A 22,518-nucleotide genomic window follows, 5' to 3' on the forward strand; every position below is an offset into this window, starting at 1 on the left:
CGGAGACGGCGAGGCATGGGATATCCAGATTCGAAGTCATCCCTGGCCGCGACAATCACTCCGCCACGCCGACACGGATCGCGTTGGACTCGATCGCGAAGTAGAGGTCGCAGGGCACACATTCGGCCAGCGGGAGCGAGCCGTCCCGAGTCGGACCGGGATACGAGACGGCGCGACGACACGATGGACATACGACCGCCAGGACGACGTCTTCGGGTTCGAGGTCGTCGCGATCGGGCGAGACGAGACTGAAGCCGAAATCCTGGACCAGATCGAGGGACTCGCCGGTGGCGTCGGCCACGGCGCTCTCCAGCTGACGCTGGGTCATGGAACGTTCCTTCCGGGGGAAGGCGCGTCGCGCCCGCGCAGCCCCTCGGGCCCCGCGGGTTGCAACGCGCGGGGCCTGGTTTGAGGTTGGATAGACGAGTGACGACGAATCACGGTGATGTAGACGATCGAGGCGAGAGAAGCCGAGAGCGGTCTCAGGAGCCGTGACCGAGCCAGTGGGCCTCGATCCAGGCCTGCTCCTCGTCGAGCGCCTCGCCCCGCCGCTCGAACGGACCGAGCACCGGTCCGTTCACGGGGCGAAGGTCGGCGTGCCAGCGGCCTTCGGAGTCGGGCTCGACGTGGCTGGCCCGGGTGATGGTCGGGGAACCCAGGGTCATCAGGTCGATGACCTCGGTGTAGAGGCAGCGAACTTCACCAGACGTCGTGACGACGAGCTGCATCACGACTCCTCCCGCGGCACGGCGCCGCGGACGATCCGCCGTCGCGGTCGATCCACCAGCAGGTCGTCGAGTGCCGACTGCACCCGGGTCAGATCCGATGTGACCCGCTGGCGGAGCGAGCCACTGTCCCGGAGCTGTTGCGGGCCGACCCCACGCACGATCTGCTGGGCTTCGGACACCAACGCGTCAAGCTGCGCATTGGAGCGGACGTTGAGCTGCTGGAACCGCTGAAAAAACTCGGTGAGGTTGGTGATCGCCGAGTCGCGAAACACCTTGGTCGTTCCATCGTCGTTGCTGCCGCTGAGCCGTTCGCTAAGATGGGCCACGAGTCGGCCGAACTCGCCCAGGAACACCTCCTCGGCCAGTCGCACCGCCTCCTCGAACCGCGACGAGACCCGGGCCTGCTCCTGCTCGTAGAGCTGGGGCGACAACGCCACGAGATAGCCGGGAGGCTCGACGCTCGGGAAGTCGTAGGCGACCTCGAACAGGCCCTCCAGGGTGGCGGGATAATCGTCGCTGTTGTAGAGCGATCCGAGCCGCTGCCGGGCCGCCCGCTTGAGCTCGTCGAAGTGGCGATCCAGCTCGGCGACGGCGTCGGTCAGCTCGACCCGGAGATCATCGATCTGGCGGGCGAACGGTTCGAGCTGATCCTGCTTGATCAGCCGCACACCCGGTTCGGGGAACGGCAGGCTTTGCCCCTTCCAGAACTGGTCGATCTTGCCGCGGATCGCGGTGACGGCGCGGAACGCGGGATGCTTGGTGTCGATCAGCTTCTTGGTCGCCGAGAGGAACTGGCCCTCGGCGTCGAAGCTCTCGGCGGCCTGCGCCTTCTGCTGGGGTGTGAGCGACTTCTGCACCCCGAACCAGGTGAATGAGACGCGGACGGCCGCCATCATGGTCCGGAGCCGGGTGGTGGCCGTGGTCAGGGATTGGGTCTCAGCCCGGTCGAGCAAGCTCGCGGTACTCATCATCATGGTCTCCCGTGAGGGAAGGAACGGGGAGAAATGCGAAAAGGCCGAAGAGGGAGATCGCTCTCCCCCACCGGCCCTTTTTTTAGCAATGACCGAACAACAGGCTAGAAACTCGATGATTCTTGAGAGTCCGCCAGAGGCTTACCCGCAAGCGTTTGCGGCCTTCAACCTCGAAAAAACACTGTCAGGCAAGCCTCCGATAGCATCTCGACGTTTCGCTTGTTTTTAGCCTGTTGTTCGGTCATTGTTTTTTAGTGATCAGGTGCTTGCGATCCGGATCAGTTGACCGAGGGATCGCTGCGGTTGACTTTGCGGCCCGTCTTGCCCGTGACGTCGCCGCCGCGGGTGAACAGGCCGGGGCGATCGGCGCAGAGGCAGCGGCCCGACGCCCACTGCCGCAATCGCTCGATCGACTCGCCCGCCGTGACGGCGACCGGGACGATGTTGGTCGCCGCCTCGATCAGCGGGACATCGAGCAGGGACGCCAGCCGGCAGCATGCCTTGATCTCGGCGCCGGTCCAGGAATCGTCGCGCGGCATTCGCTGAGCGGGATCGAGCTCGAAGGTTTGGATGTAAATCTCCCAGATCGCTCTCTTCTCGCTGGGACCGGGGAGGTCGACGAAGAAGATCGCATCGAGCCGTTCGGCCCTGGTGAACTCGGGGGGAAGCTTCGAGATGTCGTTCGCCGTGAAGATGAAGAACGACTCGCCCGAATGATCGGACATATATGTGATAATACTTCCGAACTGGCCGGCGGAGACGCCGCCGTCGGACTGGCCGCTGGACTGGACTCCCGAGGCCATCTTCTCGATCTCGTCGAAGAATGCGATGTTCCGCGCTGTGGCCGAGAGCTGACGCAGCGCCTGACGTGTCCGTCGTTCACTCTCGCCGACCAGGCTTCCTTTCAGGTGCCCGAGGTCGACGAGGATCGTGGGAAATCCCACCTCATTGCCCAGCCGCTTTGCGAACTCCGACTTGCCGGTGCCGGGCACGCCCAGGATCAGGATGCCCCGCGGCTCGGCTTTTCGCGAGCGACTGCGCAACGCCCGCAGGCAGAAAGACTTCATGTGCTCCAGGCCCCCTAGGCCGTGGAACGTCTCGGTCCCCCGGTGCATCTCGAGGAGGCCGGACTTCTTGAGCCCCTGCACCTTCATGTCCCAGATCACGTCGGGGACGACCCGGCCGTGCCGGACCAGGGCCAGGCTGAGCGCGTTCTCCGCCTCCATCCGGGTCATGCCGGCGGCGGCCGTGAGAGTGCGTTCCAGCTGTTCTCCCTCGGGCAACTCACCTGGCTCGGTGGCGATGCCCCGGGCGATCCGGAGCAGCTGGTCGCGGTCGGGGAGCTCGTGCTCCACGACGACGAGTTGCCGCTCCAGCTCGATCGGGATCTGCACAACCGGGGCGAGGATGACGACGAACGTCCGGTTCTGCTTGCCGGCGTTGATCTGCGAGTCGAGGGCCTGGACGACCTCGACCGAATTCAGGAACCGATGGAAATTCCTGAGCACGATGAGCACCGTGCCATCGGCCGTGGCCAGGGTCCCGAGGGCGCGAATCGCCGCCAGGGGATCGGTCGCCGGGACGGCGGTGCTGATCTCGTTCTGGCCGGCCAGGGACAGGCCGCGGTCGATGTCCCAGGTGGCGAGGTTCCAGCCCTCGCCGCGACAGAGGCGGGCGATCTCCATGATCGCGTCGTCGTGCTCGAACGACTGGACGTAGATGCCGCTGAACGCGGCGCGCACCAGTTCCTGCAACCGCTCGCTGAGCGTCATGAGGGGCTCCTGGGTTGATGGGGGAATCGGGTGATCGAGAAGTGAACGACAGGCGGGCGATCAGACCTGGTTGGAAGCGTCGGGATCAAGCAGGGGTTCGATCTGGGGCCGGGAGCTCAGGAGCAGGAACGTCAACCAGTCATCGGGATGGCCCGGCTCCTGGTCGATAAGGAATCGGACCTGACGTTCATCCCAGCCCTCCGACGTCAACCGACGCTGGGTGACCTGGAGCAAAGTCAGTGAGACGAGATCGGGCGAGACATCGAGACCGGTGATATGGCGCACAATTGCACGGACCACCGCGCGGAACGCCCGATTCAAGGGATCGGCCCGCTCGGGCTGTCGCTGGCCGGGGTAAGCGTCGATCTCAGCGCCCAGTTCGTTGCGGATGGCCGTGGCGATGAGTTCGATCAGCGCCAGGGCCGGGGACGGGACGTCGGCATCGGGCATCGTCGGACTCCCAGAGGATGGGGACGAGCCGTTCGCAAGCAAGTCGAGGGTGGAGTGACAGTAGTTGCACTTCTTTTCCTGTTCTTTCTGGCTCACAGAATTCTGAGAGGGAAATAATAGAGAAAGATCTACAACTTCTGTCACCGGGAATCGATCTTCGTCGGTTGCTTCGACTCAAAAGCGGGTCGGGTCGGCTTCATCACTGGGCCTGAGGAACGGATTGCTCGGCCTGCTGGCCCTGATAGAACTCGGCGGTCTTTCGCTCGGTCGTCGTGACGCCGAGAGCCTGCTCCAGGAACCGACTCGCGGCCAGGCAGTCGGCGCCGGTGAACCCTGTGGTCTGCACGGTCGCCACGCCGCGTGGCGACACCGTGACCTCGATGATCCGGGGCATGGTCGTTCTCTCCGGTTCGATGATGGGTCAATGAGACGTGAGCCGTATCCGCCAAGCAAAGGCGATCAATCTCAAATCCGGTTTTGAATACGACGGGCTCAACGGGCCTCGATGATCTGAAGCTTGATGCTGCCGTCGTTCAGGGACTGCTCGCTGACCGAATAGCCCTTCTTTCTCGCTTCCAGCTTGGCCTTCTCGACAGCGTAGATTTGCAAGAAGCGGTCGAGTTGCTTCGGGTCGCCCCACGATCCCTCAAAGTTGTCGTAGGCGACCTGACCGGTGACCGTGTCAATGACGACCGGGTAGACCCATTCGGACAGCTTGACGAGCAGGCCAGATGCCTCGCTGCTGAAGAGTGTGGCGGTGCCATGGACCGGTTCGGACAACTCCAGTCGCTGGCAGGCGGCGAGGACGGCGCTGTGATCCTTGACCTTCGTGGCAATGGTGACGATGTGGCTCATGAACGTATCTCCCTTCAAGAGTGGAACCGGGGGACGACGTGGAGTGTGGAGAAGCCGGATCGTCCTTCCGGTCCTTGCCGACCAGATGACGAGGGCTTGGGCACCGCCCTGATGGCTAGCTGTCCACTCTTATAATGACACGTTTAAGCTAGATATTTAGGCAACGGCGGGCGATCACGCCCGCTCGATCCCTCTTGGGATGGGAAGTGTGAGAGGTTTTGGTCTGACTCGATCGACCGCGGATCTAATCGCGCCGAACTCGCTGCTCTGGCTGGGAAGTATCGGTCGTCCCGGTCGAAGTCGGCCGTCGAGTCACAGGATCCAGGACGAAAGTGTTGCTACATCGCCGTGACAGACTTTCCTTCCTGGAAACTGGTCCACTCCACGTGGGCACCTTGACATGAGTCACTTGGCCTCTCATCTTAGGGACCAGTCCCATGTTCTTGCGGAATCTGCGGATCACCTCACTCTCGCCGTCCCCCTGCCCTCGCACTGAACCCGATCCCGGACAAGGTCGTCGTCCTGGCGTTAGAGGATTCCAGCACGTCGCACGTAAGGTGGCCGTTCCGTGGCTCAAGAAACATGACTTGGACGCCTCCTTGAGGGCATCGACTTCCCGGTCAACGATCACGATTACCTGACCTTGGACCAGATCCCCCAGTTTGACAGCGTTGGTTTCGGAGTCGTTAACCACTCGCGACGACAACGCTCCAAGCGTCAGGAACACACGGGAGTCGGTCGTAATGCTTGGAGCGATCGACGGCACGTTGGGTGGAGTATGGCATCCCCCAGCTCGTCACGTTCGTCTCTCTAGGCAACGCAATGGATACGAATGCTCTGCCACTGCTTCGTGACGGCGGGTTCAGGTTTTGCCCGTCGTGGGCGAGCTTTGGATTCTCTCTACGACCACTGCGGTGGTTTCACCTCCGAATAGGCGATTGACCACTCCTTGGCCATCCCTCCAGGAATATCGACGCAAGCAGCAATTCGAAAACGAGCAAAGCGAAGGGACGGCGGGAATTGCACTCGAGACTCCGTTGACGCAAGCCGTTTATTAGATTGCGCTTGCGTAGACAGCTGCGTTAGCCTGTCGGATGGGTGTCCGGAGGACGAGTCTCTCCGCGAGCTTGTGGAAACTGGCACCGCCTGACGCCTTCCGTCAGGGCGGCGATCATGGAATTGGCCCGAGGTAGGGCAGTCCCGGAAGAGAGGTTGGAGGCGGGAGGAATTGAACCTGCGTCGGGAGAACAACTACACGGCACTGTTAATTTGGAGAAAATGCGTCAAACAGGAAGTAAGAGATTGTCTCGCGACTAACCGAATTCGATCGCTGTCCAAAATTCCATCAAAGGCGGCGATGCACCCAAAGTCGAACGCTCTCGCGGTCGATACAATAGTTATGCGCCTTGGCTGAGCGGCTGATGCCTGCTGAGTCTATGAATGGCGGGGAGGGTGACGCTCAGACGGTTCCTTGATGGAAGCGCGGTGTTTCCGGTCCCCACGTGAACCCGCTCACTCATGGAATCCGATTGTGGGCAAACCCTTTGCGGAAGAACTTGCTTCCCTGTCGGGAACGTTTGAGTGGGCATCCCAGCTGCCCCTGGACGGAGTCATCCGTTCGGTCCGGGCGTTGAGTAATCTACCCCTGATCGCTGCTGGATCGGGCGGCTCGTACACTGCCGCCCACTTCGCCTGCGCCTTGCATGGAGCCCATACGCGGCGGATGGCCCAGGCCATGACCCCGCTCCAACTTGTTTCGGCTCCGACCGATCTCCGCGACCTCGGGATTTTCATCCCCACCGCAGGCGGCAAGAACCCGGACGTCCTCGGCACATTCCGCCATCTGGTCTCGGAGGAGCCGAGGAGCCTGATGATCTGGTGCGCGACGCAGGAGTCGCCGTTGGCTTCGCTCGCCGCCAAACACCGCTTCGTCGACCTCCACGAATTCGTCTTACCCTGCGGCAAGGATGGGTTCCTGGCCGTGAACTCGCTCCTGGCGTTCTCGGTCCTCCTCGCTCGCGCTTATACCGCATCAGTTGGTTCGTCGGCATCTTCCCTGCCTCGGTCTTTCGACAAACTCATCGGCGATAGATCCTGGAGTCGCCCCGACCAGATCGACAACCGATGCGGAGGGCTCTGGGAGCGGGAGACGCTCATCGTCCTGCACGGTCCGTCGACGCTACCCGCAGCCGTAGACATCGAATCGAAGCTCACAGAGGCCGCCCTTGGATCGGTTCAGTTGGCCGACTACCGCCATTTCGCGCACGGCAGGCATCACTGGATCGCAAAGCGAAGGACCGGCTCGGCTGTCTTGGCGATCATCTGCGACGACGATCGTTCTATCGCCGAGTCGATGCTCGCCCTCATCCCGCCAGACGTCCCGATCGTACGCCTCGATGTGCCCTACGCCGGTTGGCTGGCGGGGCTGTCCGCGATGGCTCGCGGTTTTTTCCTCGCAGCGAGCGTAGGTCGATCACGCGGCATCGACCCGGGCGACCCCGGCGTTCCGTCATTCGGCCGAGATATTTACCACTTGAACGTCTACAAGGCTCCCCAAGACGATGACCCGTTGCCGAGGGAAGAGCGACTGATTATCGAACGGAAGGCCCGCGTGAAGGTCGCCGATCTCACACGAACCGCTCGCCTGGACGATTGGCGTCAGGCATATCAGGCCGCATGTTCCGCGCTCTACGAGACGGTCTTCTGCGGCCTTGCCTTGGACTACGACGGGACGCTCTGCCATGAGTCGGAACGCTTCGACCCGCTGCCCGAGGTGATGGCCGCCGAGTTCGCCCGCCTCCTTCGCGGCCAGGTCCGAATCGGAATCGCCACCGGACGGGGGAAGTCTGTTCGGAAGTCCCTGCAGCAGGCCTTGCCCGAGAAGCTCTGGGATCGGGTCGTGATCGGCTATTACAACGGAGCCGAGATCGGTATGCTCGGCGACGATACTTGCCCCGATGACGCAGATGTCGCCGGACCCGAGTTGAAAGACGTAGTCGATAGGCTTGATCGCGACCCCCTCATCTCCCGCCTGGCAAAGGTGACGATACGTTCCAAGCAGATTACGCTCGAACCGGCCGAGGGTTTTTTCCCGGGGCCGCTCTGGGAATACGTTCATTCCGTGCTGCTCGGCTTGGCCGGCAACGAGGCTGTCGCCCTCCGATCCGGCCACTCGGTTGATATCGTGCCACCTCAATCGAGCAAGCTTGCCGTCGTCGAGAAAGTCAGGCAACTCGCCGGATCAGAGCATGTCTTGCGAATCGGCGATCGGGGTCGATGGCCGGGTAATGATTACGCCCTGCTGGATCATGCCCACGCGCTGAGTGCCGACGAGGTTTCCCCGGACCCGAGAGGCGGATGGAACATCGCTCCTGCCGGACACCGCGGCGCGCAAGCGACGTTAGGGTATATCCGCCGGCTCAAGGCGACGCGTGGGGGGTTGCGACTTGGCCCGATGCCTTTGAAAAGGAGCGGGCGATGAATCAGGACTTCATCCTGGGACGCCTCAGCAATCTCATGGCCTGGGACGATGACACGGCCCGCAAAGAGTTCGCCTGGTTGCGCTTGATGTCGCGGATGAAATACGACGACTATCAGGACTTCCTCGCCGGGATGCGATTCATCGAATCCCTTGCGGATTGGTTGCAGCAATTTCCCCCAGCCGACCGCGCCGTCGCCTACGATTTCATCCGCAAGGATCTCATCTTCATCAGCCCATCAGAAATGCGGCATCTCGTCGAGCTTTTCTACCCGGAGACCGTGCAGCCCCGGTTGCTGAATCGGGTCGCGGAGATCCACGCCATCCCCCAGTACGAGGTGTGGTCGAACGCGGAGGCGACGAAGACATACGAGAAGTTGCTGCGAAAAACCCTGTTCATCGAGCTGAGCGACGGGGGGAGGATCGACATTTTCCGAAGGGCGAATGCCGGGATGATCAACAACGAGCAGATCGTTACCGCACCCAGGATCAACAAGGCAAAGTGGGACGAACTGCTGAATGACCTCCGCAAGGTCACGAAGGACCCCGCCGACAGATTCGCCATCGTCTACCTGGTCGACGATTTCACGGCGAGCGGCACGACCCTCCTCCGGAACGAGGAAGGGAGGTGGAAGGGCAAGCTCTGGAGGTTCTGGGAAGACGTTTCTAATGACGAGGTACTGAAGTCCCACTTTGAAGAGGGCTGGTCGCTCTGCGTCCACCATTACATCTCAACGTACAAATCTGAAGAGAAGGTCCAGACGCACTGCGAGGAGCTGCGACAAAGCTTCGGGGCATCTGGTTGGTTCGGGAAAATCGATTTCAGCCAGGGCATGAGCCTTGGGCCGGAGACACGGGTTACGCCCGAAACCCACCCTGAGTTCGCGAAGCTGATTCAGGATTACTATGACGGTAGCATTGAAAATGAGCATATGAAAAAAGGCGGAGGAAACGCCAGGTTCGGTTTCGGACAATGTGGCCTGCCCCTGATCCTCGACCACAACACCCCGAATAACTCGATCGCACTCCTCTGGGCGGAGACCGAAGAGAAGGATGAGAAGCACGCGATGAGGCCATTGTTCCGTCGCCGCCAACGGCACGTCTAGCCACAGGAGAAGGCCCCGTGGAAAACCCCTTCCTTCGCCGAGCGACTGAGTTTTTGCGCGACGACGAGGCGTTCCTGGCGATCGTGAGCCCGGAGCCCGTGAGCTTCTACCTCCAAACGCCGGGCAGCAACGGGGCATTGTACGACCGGCTTGTGCAGCTTCGGGGTACGCCAGGTAGCGGCAAGACCACGCTCGCCCGCCTCTTCGAATATCCCACGCTCCAGACGTTACTCAGGAATCAGAGCTTCACCGGCCACAAGGATCTGTTTGCGGCTCTGAGTGCGTGCCGAGCCATCCGGGATGAGCAGCCTTTCGTGCTGGGTTGCCGCCTCCCGATGGAGAGCGACTATCGGGATTTCTGGGAGTTTCCTTACTCCAATGAGGTGAAGACGACCCTGATGGCCTCGCTGCTGCAAGCGAGGACTGTCCTAGGGTGGTTCCGGCATTTACGCGGCGCCTCCGGGATCACGCCCGATCAGGTCCAGCTCGTGACTAGGCCGGAGTCTCAGGCCGTCTTGGACACGATCGGGGGAGTCGCCGGGGAGAGCGTGCTCCGTCGCGCCGCAGAGGTAGAGAACCGGATTTACAAGGTGATGACGGCGCTCGTCGCCCCGCCGGAAGCTTCGCTCCTCGATGAGGTAGGCGAAGCGTACAAGCCCTTCGATCACATCGACCGAATTCGGGTGCCTATCACGCAAGGCTCGGAGACGATCTACCGCGATCTCGTCCCCCTCGCAATCTTCGACGACGCCCACGTCCTCCACCCCGAGCAATTCCGGGCCTTCGAGCATTTCCTCGTCAGACGCGAGCTGAGGATCGCGAGATGGATCATCGCGAGATTCGACGTTCTCCTGCCCGAGGAGGCACTCGCTGCGGCTATCGCGGACCGCTCCGATCCGACTGAATACGCAGGAGTGACCTCCGGCCGCGATACGGAGCCGATTCTCCTACAGAGTTCGGGGCGGCGCAGGAAGCAGCGGGAGCGATTCCGGGCCCTCGCGAAGGACATGGCAACGCGTTACCTCCGCCGCATGCCCCTCTTGAACGAGAAGGGACTGACGGTGCTCGGAAATCTGCTCCGGGAGGATGAAGTTGGTTTGACCCCCGGCAAGCTCAGGGAACTCGAAGATCGGGTGTCGGCCACTCAAAAGCGCCTTCGGATTCCCGCAGCCCAGCGAGAGAATTTCGAGAAGCAGGTCGGCGAGTTCTGGGGGGACAAGACGCCCGTGCCTCGTGACGTTGTTCTCGGAATGACGCACGTCATGATGCACCGGTTCGGGGTACGTCGCCGCCGATCGAGTCCCAGCCTTTTCGGGGACGAGGGCGAAGAGCCCGAGGCTTCGATCACGGTGGCCGCCAACTCGTCCGTCTATGAGGCTGCGGTCTTCCAACTCTTCCGGGACTTTGACCACCCTTACTACTTCGGGATCGACAACCTCTGCGATGCAAGCTCCGAGAATGCGGAGCTATTCCTGCGACTGTCGGCGGACTTGGTCGAGGCGGTCGCCACCCAACTTGCCCGCTCGAAGGCTCCTTCGCTCACGCCATCGATGCAGCACAAGCTCCTCAGAGAACGAGGTGCTTGGATCATGGACAAGTGGGACTATCCGCAGGTAAGTTCCGTGAGGCGGGTGGTCAAGAGCATCGCCGACCTATGCCTCAAGAAGTCGATGGAGCCTAACGGGGCGGTGATCGCCAACGCATTCGGCATCCATCAGTCCGAGTTCGACACTCTCGCCGCGACCGCGCCGGAGACCGCGCGGACCCTGCAATTCGCGGTCGCCTACAACGCCATCACCCTAGTGCCGAACCACTCCTGCAAGAACAAGGAATGGTGCCTACTGGAGCTTGGCGGGGTCGGCCTGCTGAAGTATGGGTTGACGCTGAAGCGGGGCGGATTCATCGAGGGCACGGCCGAACAGCTCGGTAAATTCACGAAGGAGGTTTCCTAATGAAGCGGAACCTCAGATGGGACCATTGCGTGAGCCATCGGGCATCAGCGGCCGAAGGGTTCATCGACGACTTCTTCAAGGCCCCTCATCGCCAGATCGGGCTCATCGCCGGTGCCGGCTTCGATCCCCGCTCAGCGAAGGTCGCCGAATCGCTTTCGCAGGTTGCAGCTGGACGAATTCGGGGGCTCTTTTTGCGAGAGGAGCGCCCCTCGCCTCATGGCAATCTCGTCGCGTCGGCGGAGGAAAATGACCGAAGGCTACGCGAACTCATTCCCGGCGCGCTTATCGAGAAATTCGATATCTTTGATGCGGTAGACAACGCTCCGGTCGGCAGTCGGAGGGTCATCAATCTTCTGCGGAATCGACTCTCGATCCAGGGCTTGACCGATCTCGTGATCGATTGCAGCGCCTTGTCCGCCGGGATCTGTTTCTCTATTACGAAATACTGCTACGAGTTGAGCCGACGCTCAACGATGAACATCCACCTAGTCGTCCTGGACAACCCCGCGACCGATGGGGCCATCGAATCGACGAACTGTGGCCAGCCTAGACCGACTTTTCGTTTTTGAAGGCTAATGAAGAGGCCAACATCCCGGGGCCTCCCATCTTCTCTGTTTTTACGCCGCTGACTTCATCAGCGGACGACCCGTGTAGGTCCAGCGAAACGGCTTCGCGAATACCTTGTTGAAATAGGTAAGGAAGTTCAACAGCTTTGATTGCAGATCATTCACCGACGTGAACGAACCGCGACGAATCACCTTTCGCATGATCACTCCGAAGATCACCTCGATCTGGTTCAGCCACGAGCTGTGCTTCGGAAGATATACAAATCGAATCCGATGACTTGTGTCCGACAAGAACGCTTGCCGGCTCGCCACCGACTTCAGCACCCCACGTTTACCTTTTTTGCCCAATTCCAGGGGGATTTCACACGCCACGGCAATCTGATTCACCAGGCTTTCCGTGCAATGAATGTTCAAGTTGTCCGCTATAAATACCCACGATCCCTCCGGGTCCAGAGTCAACGTCTGCTCGATGTGACGGACGAAGTCCGCCTCGGTTCGCGTCGGGCCAATCGTTTGAGTGAGCATCTTTCCGGTCGTTACTTCGAAGTTGCCGATCAGGCATAACGTCCCGTGTCGGATATACTCAAACTCGATCCGTTCGCACTTCTCTGCGATCATCCCCTTGGTGGGAGCGATCCGCTCCAGCGCCTGGAGACCGGTCATCTCATCAATGCAAACGGTGTGGGTCGCATCGTTCCGCTCCCGCTCCGACGCCATGAGGTACGTGTCACAGACCGTCTTGACTTGCTCCTCAAAACGTTGAGGATCCTTCTCCGTGGTGTTGAGCCAATACCGGCTCTTGTGGGGCTGCAAGGCGGCCTCATCCAGGTAACGGCTCACCTGGGACGATGAGATCGATACCACAATGCCGCGTTTGACGACCTCATCGGCCAGTTCCCGAGCGGTCCAGTGGGTGATCGGTCGGCCCGACTTCTCAGGCGGCTCACAAGCGATCGCCAAGATCTGGGTGACCTGCTCTGGGGTGAACTTGCTGGGGGCGCCGGGGCGTGGTTCGTCGGTGAGGACGGCTTCAATCGCATGGCGCAGTTTGGCGCGAGTCTCGCAGCATTCGATGTTGATCAGTTTCTCCCAAGCGTTGGCCCAGCGTCGTCGCCAGCGTCCGACCTGGCGGTGGACCAGACCGACCGCCTCGGCGATCTCTTGATTGCGAAGGCCGTCGAAGCCCATCAGGATGATCGAGGCGCGTTGCCGGAGTCGCGAGGGTGCCGTGGTGGCACGGGACAAAGTCCGAAGGATTTCCTGCTGGCACTCGGTAATGGTGATCTTGGCCGCCTGGCCCGGCATGACGTGTGAACTCCTGGTGGCTGGTAAGTTAGTCCATCCAGGTAATTTTGGGGTGTTCGTCAACCCCTTGGGCTATCGAATACGAAAAGTCGGTCTAGTTCGCCGCATGGTTTTCAGGGGACGTGGAGGCTCCACGAGTGCGCGAACGCGGCTAAGCTCTGGATTCCCCAGCTTGGGCAGGGCAAGCGTGCCGTCCTGGAGTTGGTTCACAAATTCGTCGAGCCGCATGCCGTCTGCCCGATCCTGCCCTTCCCGGCGACGCCGCCTCGCTTCCCGGATAGACTGATCGAAGATTACGGTGACCTATTCGAGTCATCCTGGCAGGTCGATGCTCGAGATCTCGTCTACGCGCATGAGAAGAGCCCTGTCGACCTGTATCGAACGATCTTGGTGATCGATGACGCGAGGAAGCGGGTATTCAAGGAAATGGGCGGCTCTCAGATCATCCTCTCACCTGTCGGAAGTAAGGCGCTCGCTCTCGGGATGCTAATGGCTGCCCTGGAGCGTGACTTCGCCGTGGTGCTCGTCGAGTCGCTTGCATACAGCGCCGCCCCCGCCGTCCTCAACGTTCAGAGGGCCCCGCGAGGCGATCTGGTACACATTTGGCTGCACGGCGAGGCGTACGGATTGCCCACTCATTCGGATGGAACCGAATCATGAAACCAACGATTCACCAGCCAGTCCACGAGCCGATTGAGCCTTGCGGGGTCGTTCTCGGCGCTGGCCTCCTGGCCCTCGACATCGTGATGAGCGACGTCAGCGGCGAACCACAAAAGCAATGGGCGGGCGGAACATGTGGCAATGTTCTCATTGCCTTGGCGTACCTCGGTTGGGAAGCCAAGCCTGTCGCTCGTCTCCGTACCGGGAACGCTGCCGACCGTATTCTCTTGGATCTGAAGGAGTGGGGCGTCTCTGGCGAGTTTGTTAGCGTCGCCCGTGACGGCAGCACCCCTGTGATCTTCGAGAGGATCACCCGGGGCTCCGGCGACATCCCTAGGCATTCCTTTTCATGGCGGTGCCCCGACTGCGGAATTCAATTCCCCGGCTTTAAGTCCGTTCTCTCCTCGGTTGCGGAAGAGATCGCTCAGAAGAGTGGGCCAGTCCAGGTCTTTTTCTTCGATCGTGCCACGCCGGCCAGTATCATCCTCGCGAAGTCCTGCGCCGATCGAGGCGGCCTTGTCGTTTTCGAGCCGTCCAGTGTCGGAAACGCGCTCCACTTTCGCCAGGCGTGGGAAACCGCGCACATCGTGAAGTACTCTCACGAACGGCTCCGCGAGCTGCCGGAGGTCAACGTGGCACGTAGCCCACTCCTGCAGATCGAAACTCTCGGTGAGGCGGGGCTCCGCTATCGCAAAGTCCTGAGAAACGGACGTAGCGGCGAGTGGATCAGAATGGAAGCTTTCAGAGTGGACGTCGTCCGAGACACGGCGGGCTCTGGGGATTGGTGCACCGCAGGTATTATTGATTGCTGCGGTCACTCCGGAGCCGCAGGATTTATCGAATTGAAGAAGGACGAGCTCGAGTCCTCCATTCGCTACGGGCAGGCCCTTGCCGCTTGGAATTGCGGATTCGAGGGTGCACGGGGCGGCATGTACGCCATCGATCGTGAAACGTTCCTTCAGCAGGTTTCCCACATCTTCGAAGGAGGGAGCGGCCTCGTGAGCGACAGTGTCGCTTTCCGTGGAAGGGGCAACACCTTTGTCGGGGGACTTTGCCCCGCTTGCGAAGAGGCTGACATCGGAAAGTCGGTTACGGGTACGGACGGTTCGACATCGCACTGAGGGATGACAGCCGACGAAACCTGAAGGGGGCCTGTTCTGTGGATCGTCCATTAGACATCAATGAGCTTTATTCTGGGAAGAAGGGCGATAGCCTCTTCAATGAGCCTTTCCTTCCGGAAGAGATGAGCACGGAATCCACGGAATTGATGCAATCCTGGGCAGAAAGCCTCCCCGATGAACGTCTTAGGGCGATTACTACTGCGCTGGTAGTCGAGAATCGAATTGACAAAATCCTCTCTATTTTTCTGCCGAAGTACGGCAGGTTGCTCGAGCTGTCCGTTTTCGGCTTCTCATCGAAGATCAGGCTTCTCGAAGCCTTGAATCTCGTACCGATCGCATTAACATCCACATGCCATTGTGTCAGGAACATACGCAATGAGTTCGCACACAATCTCAGCAAGAAGAAACTCGGGGATATCAGCAGGAAGCATCTCGCTACGCTGAATGGGCTGTACAAAGCCGTGTGGAAGGACATGAGCCGTCCTGCTTATACCATTGACAATGTTCCTTTCGTCGAATTCTTCAACCTCTCGCTCTACTGTATTGCCGGATTGGACAAGTACGTGGCGAACGTTGCCCTCATGAGGGAAGCTATCTCTAGGCCTGAGTTTGTCGAGCAACTCAGGAACGAATGCAGTCTGGAGAACAAGGCTTTCGTCAATGCAATCGTGGCCAAATACGATCACAATTTCGTCGAACTCACCGATACGCTGAATGCTTCTATGGATGATTAACTTAGAGTATGATCCACCTGAAGTTGCCAGATCCCAGCATGTCGGTTAATCTGACTGGGACGGGAGGCACGATGTCGGACGCCGCAATACTCGAACGCTTCAATGACCTCAGTATCTGGAAGCAGGGCGGCCAACGCGACGCACAAGCCGCTGCTCATCCTCTATGCCCTCGGCCGCTGGCAGCGCGGCCAGTCCGTTGTCGCATTCCGGCAGACGGAGCCCGACCTCACCGCTCTGATGCGCGAATTCGGAGCGCCGCGGAAGTCGGACCATCCCGAACGGCCCTTCTGGCACCTCCAGCGCGACGGCGTATGGACGGTCCACGCCCCGTCTGGGCTGGCTCTCATGACCGGCGGCGACATCCCCCGCATCGGCGAGCTTCGGGCACGCGACGTCCGGGCCGAATTCTCTCCTGACGTCCAGGCGGCTCTTTCCACCGATCCCCGTCTAGTTGCCGCCATCGCCAGGCGGATCCTCGAGCGGCACTTCCCTGAGTCTCTGCACCGGGACATCCTCCGCGCGGTCGGCCTGACGCTGGAGACGACCACGACCGTCACCCGCCGCAAGCGCGACCCGGCCTTCCGCCAGCGGGTGCTCAAGGCCTACGAGTATCGCTGCGCCGTCTGCGGCTTCGACGTGCGGCTCGGCTCGGTGTCCATCGCACTGGATGCGGCCCATATCCGATGGCATCAGGCCGGCGGTCCGGAGACCGAAGACAACGGGTTTTCCCTCTGTGTCCTGCACCACAAGACGTTCGACCTCGGGGCCTTCACCGTCCGCGAGGGCATCCTGCTCGTCTCCGACCAGGCGAACGGCACGACCGGCTTTCAGGAAGCCCTGATGGCACATCACGGGAGGCCGGTCCGGGATCCGCAGCGTCCCGACTGGAAACCGGAGCCGCATCACCTCGAATGGCATGGTCGGGAGGTGTTCAAGGGGGAGGCGCGACATTGTGACTAATCGTCGATGTGCCAGGAGGGCAATTCACCGGGATGGATGAGAACGCCGTGGCGTCATGCACGGTCGAGTCTTGGTGCGATTTGCCGAGCACGAAGGGAGTACCTTCGGATTTCACATGCCGTCCGGTCAATTCGATGCGGATCGGATCGGATCGAATCGAATCTGGGAAGAGAGTTCCTTCGTCGAGCCGGTCGTGGCACGGATCACATCAACGTTCCAAGCCTCGAAAACGACGTTACCGGCCTTCGGCGGATCGAAACGAGACCCGCTGGTCGCGATCCGGCAGTATGGGTTGGAGCGGCGTTGGCCTATCCGCTCGGCGAACAACCCGATCGTGGCCCGCCCGACGTCGCCATGCACGGATCTCGTCCTGTTTTCGCCGGAGTCGCGTGCGGTTCGGAGCCGCACATCAGCCCGGGTCAGGTGGTCGCCGCCTTCTCGAGCCAGGCCTTCAATGCTTCGCTGAGATCTTTCATCTGGGCAGACGCCACGCCCAGGAATCCGCCCGACCAGCTCTCGAAGGCTCGCTCACCCGTTGGCTTGAGCAACCGCTCGGGCCAGTGGTCGAAGGCCCAGATGCGTGCTCCCAGCTCATACTGCTCAGCCAGCTCGTCGAGGTCGGACTTGGGAAGCCGGTAGACCTCTTCGCCGCCCCCCGCGAGCAAGAGGTGGTCGAACTTCGAGTGCTTGATCTTCGCGGCGAACTGCATCAGGAGATGGAGCGAGTCGATCAAGCGAGCATCGCCCTTGCAAGCCCGCACGTCGAAGACGATGTTGCCGGTGGGCGTGTAGCCGACCCGGAGATCGCCACCGACGATTTCGTGCGACGGACACGAGGCGAGCTTGTTGTTGAGATCGATATTTCGAGGATCGAGCCGGACCCGGCCCGTGCCCTCGATCCCCGCTGCGAGCAGGAGCACGGAGGAGAGCACCGTGCCGACCAGCGGCGGAATCAGCTTCTTATTCATCTTCAACCTTTGAATAAAGCGACGATGACCAGGACAAGCGGCGAGGCGATCAACAGCCCTACAACGATGGGTTGGGCCGTCTCCGGAAGTGCTTGATACCAGCCGAACTTCAGGATGACCCGATCGAACCAGTCGGAGAAGCGGGCCAACGATTCGGCTCGCCTGATCCTCGAAGCCTCGGCAAGGGCCTCGGCCTTCCGTCGCCTCCGGGCGTTCTCGACTTCGAGGTCGGCCGATCGCGCCTTCGCCTCCTGAAGCCTCGATTCGGCCTCCTCCTGGTGGCGAATCTGTTCCTCTTCGACTTCCTCGGCCGACCGTTCACGCCGGCTCGCCTCGACGAGACAGCCTACGGGGCCGAGGAGCAACCCGAGTAGCATCCCCTCCAGGGGGGACCTCCGTTTGATCGAAGCGATCCAGAGTCCGTAGCCGGCGAACGAGGCCCAAGCAGCGAGCAGTACGATCGGCATCGATCGTCTCCAAATTGAGTGCGGAGTGGGGTCGTGGCGAAAGGCAACCTCGCCTTTGCAACGGCCGGGAACGGGTCATGCTGATTCCGAAACGGTGGCAAGCGTGACCATAGCTTACATTAGGTCGTGGAATCCTTCCTGTCCTGAAGCGCGAACGTTCGACCGCACTCTCAGGTTCGATCTCGCTACTTCTGCCGCTTGATCTCGACCACCTTCGCCACCAGGTAGCCGATCTCGTCCCCGTCGAGTTCGGCGACCGAGGCGACCCCGTGGATGTTTCGCAGGAGGTCTTCCGATGCGCCCAGAAAGGTTTTGAAAGAAGCTTCGCCTTCGCACCGACCGAGCAAGTGACTGTCCGGCGTGATGACCATCTCGACCAAACGGGGCACAGTCCAATCTTCACAGAGCAGGCAGCCGAGGATGGCCTCGAAGTGAGGGCTGACCGGGACCGGCCGGAGCTTGCGGGAACAGGCTTTGCGGATTTCTTCCGGCTCACGGATGGCTGGTTCGTTCATGATGTTCTCATGCCAGTGTTCTTAAAAACCCCGCCATCGGATCCTGAAAGCAGAATCGATCGACTCCTCGTAATCCGCCCCAGCATCCTTCGAAGGAGGTGCTCGTTCCGTAACAGCGTCCTCAGCCAACGATCATCGATGACGGCTCCTTGATGAGCAGGATGACGACTCAATCGTCTCGCTCGCGACTTCCGCCGTTCCCTGGACCGGAGGTAAACCATCGAGTCGTGGCCTAAACTCGCGACCGTGTGGTTTGTCGATACTTTTCGTAGGGATTCCGTTCGGACTCCACGCATTGCGTAACGGGGCTTACGAGTCTCATACCCCGGGGAGCTTCACTCCTGCCTGCTTGAGCTTCGCCAACTGCCAGTCTCTGTAGGTCATGACGCCATCTTGGGTTCGCCAGACAAGTGGACCACGCTGGTTGGTTCCGACGACGACGGCTGCGGCCGCACTGGGGCTGTTGAACTCGGTGTCCTCGGTGAACACGAAGAGTGACGGGTTAACATCGTCAGCAAGTTTTCCATCCTCAATGAGTTGATCACGGAGTAACTTGTAGCTGGTCCAGGAGGGTGTACCCTTCTTCCGGGCCGTCGAGCCCTTCAACACGATGAACTGGCTGTCGATCTCCTTGGCGCGAGCGATTGTACCGACCGGGTTCATCACGATGACCGGGGACGAAGCGCCGTGGGGAGCGGTGGACGCCTCAATTCCTGTCTCTGGCCGCGACTGGATAAAGTTGAATCCTAACACGGGCAGAACGAGCCGGAGCTGTCCGAGAAAGTATTCCATGTCCGCGACGTCTGGTTCAGGCAGGGACGGGAGCGGCGGGGCGGTGCCGTTGGCGAGCACTGCGCGATTGGCTTGGGCAGCAATCTGGAGAAGGCGGCTTTCCAGACACCTCACGTGCGCCTTGGTTAAGTTTTCGTCTTTGCTGGTGATGACGACGGTGCGGGTCCAAAAGTCGTAGCCGTTCACAGGGTGGGAGAGGTGAAATCAATCAAACGGCATTGGTTTCTGGCTGGCAGGTCGGCAGGAGCGAGGGGATCGGTTGTCCTCGATGCTCGGCCTCGAAGAACAAGGTCAGGCAATCCAGCACGTTGCGTCCTTGCTGAAGGCAAGTCGCGACCACGCTCCGGGTCCGCTCCACGAAACGGCTGCCTTGCTCGCTATCCGTCCCTCCACTGATCCGGCGCCAGATCACCGCAAATCGCAGCGCGCTCCGCCGCGTTGTTCGTCGGTTCGATCCCCGGCACCCGCGCAAACGTCCACAGCCCCTCTTCCACATTGAGGATCTCAACGCACGTCGCCGAGGTCTTGGCGCCCCCGCACTTCGACCCGTCTTATAAGGCTTGATAAACCTCACGACACAGCCGAACCATCTCGGCGCCGAACGTTTCCCAATCCAGAGTCCCGTCACGCACCCGATGCCAGTGGTGGGACAGCTGATGCGACTGCTTCAACAACCTTTCACCGATCGGTTTCCCATCGCCCTCACGATCGATCATCGCCTGAAAATCGCGGCGCAGATGAGCCCAACAAATCTGCCGCCACCGGGCCGCGATCCACGCGTAGGCACTGAACCGATCGCGGCCGACCACCTGATCCGGATCGCCCCCCCGACAACGCTTCGGCCACCTCGCGCGAGCGGTGTCAGGCGATCGTGAAGACAGTGGCGAGTCGCGTCACGGTCACCCACAGCCAGACCTTGATCCGGTCTTTCCGCCACGAGGTCTCGTCGATGTTCGCCGCCTCAGCGGAGGGGACCGAGACCGCCAGTTCGTGATACGGGGTTTCCAGGATTGCGGCACTGCGACGCTCCAGCTTGGAGATCATCCCGATGGAGATCGACAGCCCGAAGAGGTCGGCGGAGAGTTGCTGGATCTGCCGCTTGCTCAGCCGGTAGGCTCCCGAAAACACGGCAAGTACCGCCTGCAAATACGGCCCGAAACTACCGCGGGGGACACCCGGTGGTAAAGTCCCGCAGATCGTCTCCCCGCAGTCGGGGCAGGCCAGGCGATGGAGCCGATACTCATCGACAATCGGTACGACCCTGGGCAGTTCGGCGACCTGATGGAACAGCGGCGTGGGATCCTCGCCGAGGAGGCCATGACCACATCATCGGTAGGTGGTCGGCTTACAGATGAAGGTCTCGCGAACGTTCTCGGGGGGGCCAAAGCGCGGTAGGCCTTGCGATGTTTGGGCTGACCGCCGCGTTTCTTGCCGGTGGGAGGAGCCGGTGGCTTTCGCTTGGCTCCGATGAAGTCGAACGAGGGGGGCTTGTGCGAGTTGGTGGAGTTGAGCTTGAGTCTGGCCTCGAGGTCGGTGGCTCGAATTTCGAGGTCGTGAATCCGCTGCTACATCCCGAGAAACAAGGCTGCGAGGGCCGCCTGAGCTTCGGGCGGCACCTGGGACCAGAGTTCATCGGGGATGGGCAGCGAACTCGTCATGATCAAGGTATAGTGCCGTCATCGGCAACTTTCAATCCCAGACTGTGAACGGCTACTTTCTTCACCAGGCAGATGCATGGGAAACCTCATCAGCCGAACACGCTCTTCAGCTTATCGTTCTGAAGGCTGGGGACAAGGTGCCGATACCGCCGCCGCTGTTCTTCCGTCGAATGACCAGCCCATTCATCGATAAACCGTTGATCGATGCCCTCCGCCGCACAGGCGCTGATGAAGCTGTGACGGCAGACGTGGAGCCCCCGGATAACTCCCCACTCCGAAACCTTCAGGGTCTGCTTGAAATGCCAGTGACATTCATCCTCGGTTAGGGGGAGGAGCCCTGGCTTTTCGCGTTCGGAAACCGTCGCCTGCCTCGCGGCCTTTGACCCCAGCCTGCCTTTCGACTGATGCCCGGTTGTCAGGCTTCGCTTCTTGCTGTGCTCGACATGCTCGGCATGGGCGAACAGCAGCGACCCGCCGGGGTGAACTTCCAGCCATTGCTTGAGGATTTCCGCCAGCTCGGTGGAAAGTGGGATTCGCCGCGTGGTCCGGCGGTCATGGGCACGCTTCTTTTCTCTCACGATGACGACCCCGGCGGCGAAGTCCACGTCACCGATCTTCATCCTGAGCATTTCGCCTTTCCTGGCCCCGGTGTGACAGGCGGTCGCCGCCATCGGATGAATCCAGGGATGGGCCGCGTGGTCGCGGATGTATGCGAGCAGGCTGGCGATTTCCACCCGCGTAAGATAGAGCGATTCGTAGAGCTCGCCCGCCTTCTCCTCGGTGAGGCCGGGAAGTTGACGCTCGATCTCTGTCCTGGTCATGAACGGCGGCTTTTCATCGCTCTTGGGATACCGCAGGCCATCGTAGGGATACCTTCCCGCGACGATCTTCATCCGCACGCCCCAGTTCCAGGCGGTGCGGAGGGTGACGATTTCCTTCTTGATCGTGACCGGGTTGAGCAGCCCCCTCCTGCCCTTCGCCTTCGCCCGCTTGTCCACGTAACCTTGCAGATCGCCCAGTGACAATTCCCGGATCGGGAAGCCGTCCCCGAGGAGCCTCACGAGGTGCTTGAAATGGCGGTTGATGCCCCGGAGCGTGTGGTGCTCCAGCGACCCGTTGCCGTGGGTTTCGAGATAGCGGTCGCGGAGGGAGGCCAGCGTGGGGGCGTTTCGTGCTACCACGGGCTCGCCGTTGGTAACGGGGATGGTGCCGTCGTGGCGGACGAACTCGACGATGTCCACACCCGGGGGGAGGGTGAGCAAGCCCTGATCGAGTCGCATCAAGAGATAATCAACCTGATCAGCCTTGGCCTTCGCCTCGGCCTCGCCGACTCGGCCCAGCTTGAAGGCGTGCTGCTTCCCGTGGCGGCGGAAGAGCACGCGGTAGCTGCCGTTTCGTTCCTGGATCGCGGCCATTGGCCCTCCTTCAAGGGGGCAATGCCACTCCAACCCGACGCCCGG

20 protein-coding genes and 2 pseudogenes are annotated in these 22,518 nt (G+C 61.0%); 8 read left to right on the plus strand and 14 right to left on the minus strand.

What is annotated here, in order from left to right; translation table 11 throughout:
• Positions 1–55: 55 nt before the first annotated feature.
• The 7 genes from BUS42_RS12190 to BUS42_RS12220 all read right to left on the minus strand — a co-directional run bounded on the left by BUS42_RS12190 (position 56) and on the right by BUS42_RS12220 (position 4,776).
• A complete protein-coding gene (locus tag BUS42_RS12190; protein WP_074307146.1) occupies positions 56–328 on the minus strand; it encodes a hypothetical protein in 273 nt (90 codons plus the stop codon).
• A 154-nt stretch (positions 329–482) separates the two neighbouring features.
• Complete coding sequence (locus tag BUS42_RS12195) at positions 483–728, minus strand: hypothetical protein (protein ID WP_074307147.1); 246 nt, start codon at positions 726–728, stop codon at positions 483–485.
• Entirely contained in the window at positions 728–1,702 is a 975-nt protein-coding gene (locus BUS42_RS12200) for a hypothetical protein (protein ID WP_254053456.1), read from the minus strand. The genes BUS42_RS12195 and BUS42_RS12200 overlap by 1 nt, the downstream gene beginning before the upstream one ends.
• 275 nt (positions 1,703–1,977) lie before the next feature.
• Entirely contained in the window at positions 1,978–3,471 is a 1,494-nt protein-coding gene (locus tag BUS42_RS12205) for an AAA family ATPase (RefSeq protein ID WP_074307148.1), read from the minus strand.
• A gap of 60 nt (positions 3,472–3,531) precedes the next feature.
• Positions 3,532–3,921 (minus strand): hypothetical protein, encoded by a 390-nt coding sequence (locus tag BUS42_RS12210; RefSeq protein WP_074307149.1) that lies wholly within the window; start codon positions 3,919–3,921, stop codon positions 3,532–3,534.
• 199 nt (positions 3,922–4,120) lie between these two features.
• A complete protein-coding gene (locus BUS42_RS12215) occupies positions 4,121–4,315 on the minus strand; it encodes a DUF2997 domain-containing protein (RefSeq protein ID WP_074307150.1) in 195 nt (64 codons plus the stop codon).
• Between the two features lie 98 nt (positions 4,316–4,413).
• Positions 4,414–4,776: a hypothetical protein gene (locus BUS42_RS12220; protein ID WP_074307151.1), complete on the minus strand. Its 363-nt coding sequence runs from the start codon at positions 4,774–4,776 to the stop codon at positions 4,414–4,416.
• Between the two features lie 1,630 nt (positions 4,777–6,406).
• Between BUS42_RS12220 and BUS42_RS12225 the strand changes: the two genes are divergently transcribed.
• From BUS42_RS12225 to BUS42_RS12240, 4 genes are read left to right on the plus strand one after another with little or no spacing between them, the layout of a single operon-like run.
• On the plus strand, positions 6,407–8,257 hold the full coding sequence (locus BUS42_RS12225) for an HAD family hydrolase (RefSeq protein WP_143206309.1): 1,851 nt from the start codon (positions 6,407–6,409) through the stop codon (positions 8,255–8,257).
• The gene (locus BUS42_RS12230; protein WP_074307153.1) at positions 8,254–9,360 is read left to right on the plus strand and encodes a phosphoribosyltransferase-like protein; all 1,107 of its coding nucleotides are present in this window, start codon (positions 8,254–8,256) and stop codon (positions 9,358–9,360) included. Before BUS42_RS12225 ends, BUS42_RS12230 begins: the two co-directional genes overlap by 4 nt.
• Positions 9,361–9,377: 17 nt before the next feature.
• Positions 9,378–11,312 (plus strand): hypothetical protein, encoded by a 1,935-nt coding sequence (locus BUS42_RS12235; protein ID WP_074307154.1) that lies wholly within the window; start codon positions 9,378–9,380, stop codon positions 11,310–11,312.
• On the plus strand, positions 11,312–11,881 hold the full coding sequence (locus BUS42_RS12240; RefSeq protein ID WP_074307155.1) for a hypothetical protein: 570 nt from the start codon (positions 11,312–11,314) through the stop codon (positions 11,879–11,881). The genes BUS42_RS12235 and BUS42_RS12240 overlap by 1 nt, the downstream gene beginning before the upstream one ends.
• A 48-nt stretch (positions 11,882–11,929) precedes the next feature.
• On the opposite strand, the gene BUS42_RS12245 is transcribed toward BUS42_RS12240, so the two are convergent.
• Entirely contained in the window at positions 11,930–13,183 is a 1,254-nt protein-coding gene (locus BUS42_RS12245) for an IS630 family transposase (protein WP_074306086.1), read from the minus strand.
• A 390-nt stretch (positions 13,184–13,573) separates the two neighbouring features.
• On the opposite strand from BUS42_RS12245, the gene BUS42_RS42685 reads away from it, so the two are divergent.
• The 4 genes and pseudogenes from BUS42_RS42685 to BUS42_RS12265 all read left to right on the plus strand — a co-directional run bounded on the left by BUS42_RS42685 (position 13,574) and on the right by BUS42_RS12265 (position 16,658).
• A complete protein-coding gene (locus BUS42_RS42685) occupies positions 13,574–13,843 on the plus strand; it encodes a hypothetical protein (protein WP_143206310.1) in 270 nt (89 codons plus the stop codon).
• Between the two features lie 86 nt (positions 13,844–13,929).
• Positions 13,930–14,964, plus strand: a complete 1,035-nt coding sequence (locus tag BUS42_RS12255; RefSeq protein WP_159452218.1) for a carbohydrate kinase family protein — start codon at positions 13,930–13,932, stop codon at positions 14,962–14,964.
• Positions 14,965–15,002: 38 nt separating this feature from the next.
• On the plus strand, positions 15,003–15,698 hold the full coding sequence (locus tag BUS42_RS12260) for a hypothetical protein (RefSeq protein ID WP_074307158.1): 696 nt from the start codon (positions 15,003–15,005) through the stop codon (positions 15,696–15,698).
• 71 nt (positions 15,699–15,769) lie between these two features.
• Positions 15,770–16,658: pseudogene (locus BUS42_RS12265) on the plus strand (phosphorothioated DNA-binding restriction endonuclease).
• A gap of 419 nt (positions 16,659–17,077) precedes the next feature.
• Here the strand turns inward: BUS42_RS12265 and BUS42_RS12275 are convergent.
• The 6 genes and pseudogenes from BUS42_RS12275 to xerC all read right to left on the minus strand — a co-directional run bounded on the left by BUS42_RS12275 (position 17,078) and on the right by xerC (position 22,473).
• Entirely contained in the window at positions 17,078–17,626 is a 549-nt protein-coding gene (locus BUS42_RS12275) for a hypothetical protein (protein ID WP_074307160.1), read from the minus strand.
• Positions 17,627–17,628: 2 nt separating this feature from the next.
• The gene (locus BUS42_RS12280) at positions 17,629–18,093 is read right to left on the minus strand and encodes a hypothetical protein (protein ID WP_074307161.1); all 465 of its coding nucleotides are present in this window, start codon (positions 18,091–18,093) and stop codon (positions 17,629–17,631) included.
• A 185-nt stretch (positions 18,094–18,278) separates the two neighbouring features.
• Positions 18,279–18,608: a hypothetical protein gene (locus BUS42_RS12285; protein WP_074307162.1), complete on the minus strand. Its 330-nt coding sequence runs from the start codon at positions 18,606–18,608 to the stop codon at positions 18,279–18,281.
• Positions 18,609–18,926: 318 nt separating this feature from the next.
• The gene (locus BUS42_RS12290; protein ID WP_143206311.1) at positions 18,927–19,514 is read right to left on the minus strand and encodes a DUF4357 domain-containing protein; all 588 of its coding nucleotides are present in this window, start codon (positions 19,512–19,514) and stop codon (positions 18,927–18,929) included.
• Between the two features lie 94 nt (positions 19,515–19,608).
• Positions 19,609–21,058: pseudogene (gene tnpC, locus BUS42_RS41885) on the minus strand (IS66 family transposase).
• 89 nt (positions 21,059–21,147) lie between these two features.
• Positions 21,148–22,473, minus strand: coding sequence for a site-specific integrase (gene xerC, locus BUS42_RS12300; protein WP_074307164.1), 1,326 nt, complete (start codon positions 22,471–22,473; stop codon positions 21,148–21,150).
• Positions 22,474–22,518: the final 45 nt, after the last annotated feature.

It is taken from the genome of Singulisphaera sp. GP187, from assembly GCF_900129635.1.
In the GTDB taxonomy this organism is placed as follows: Bacteria; Planctomycetota; Planctomycetia; order Isosphaerales; family Isosphaeraceae; genus Singulisphaera.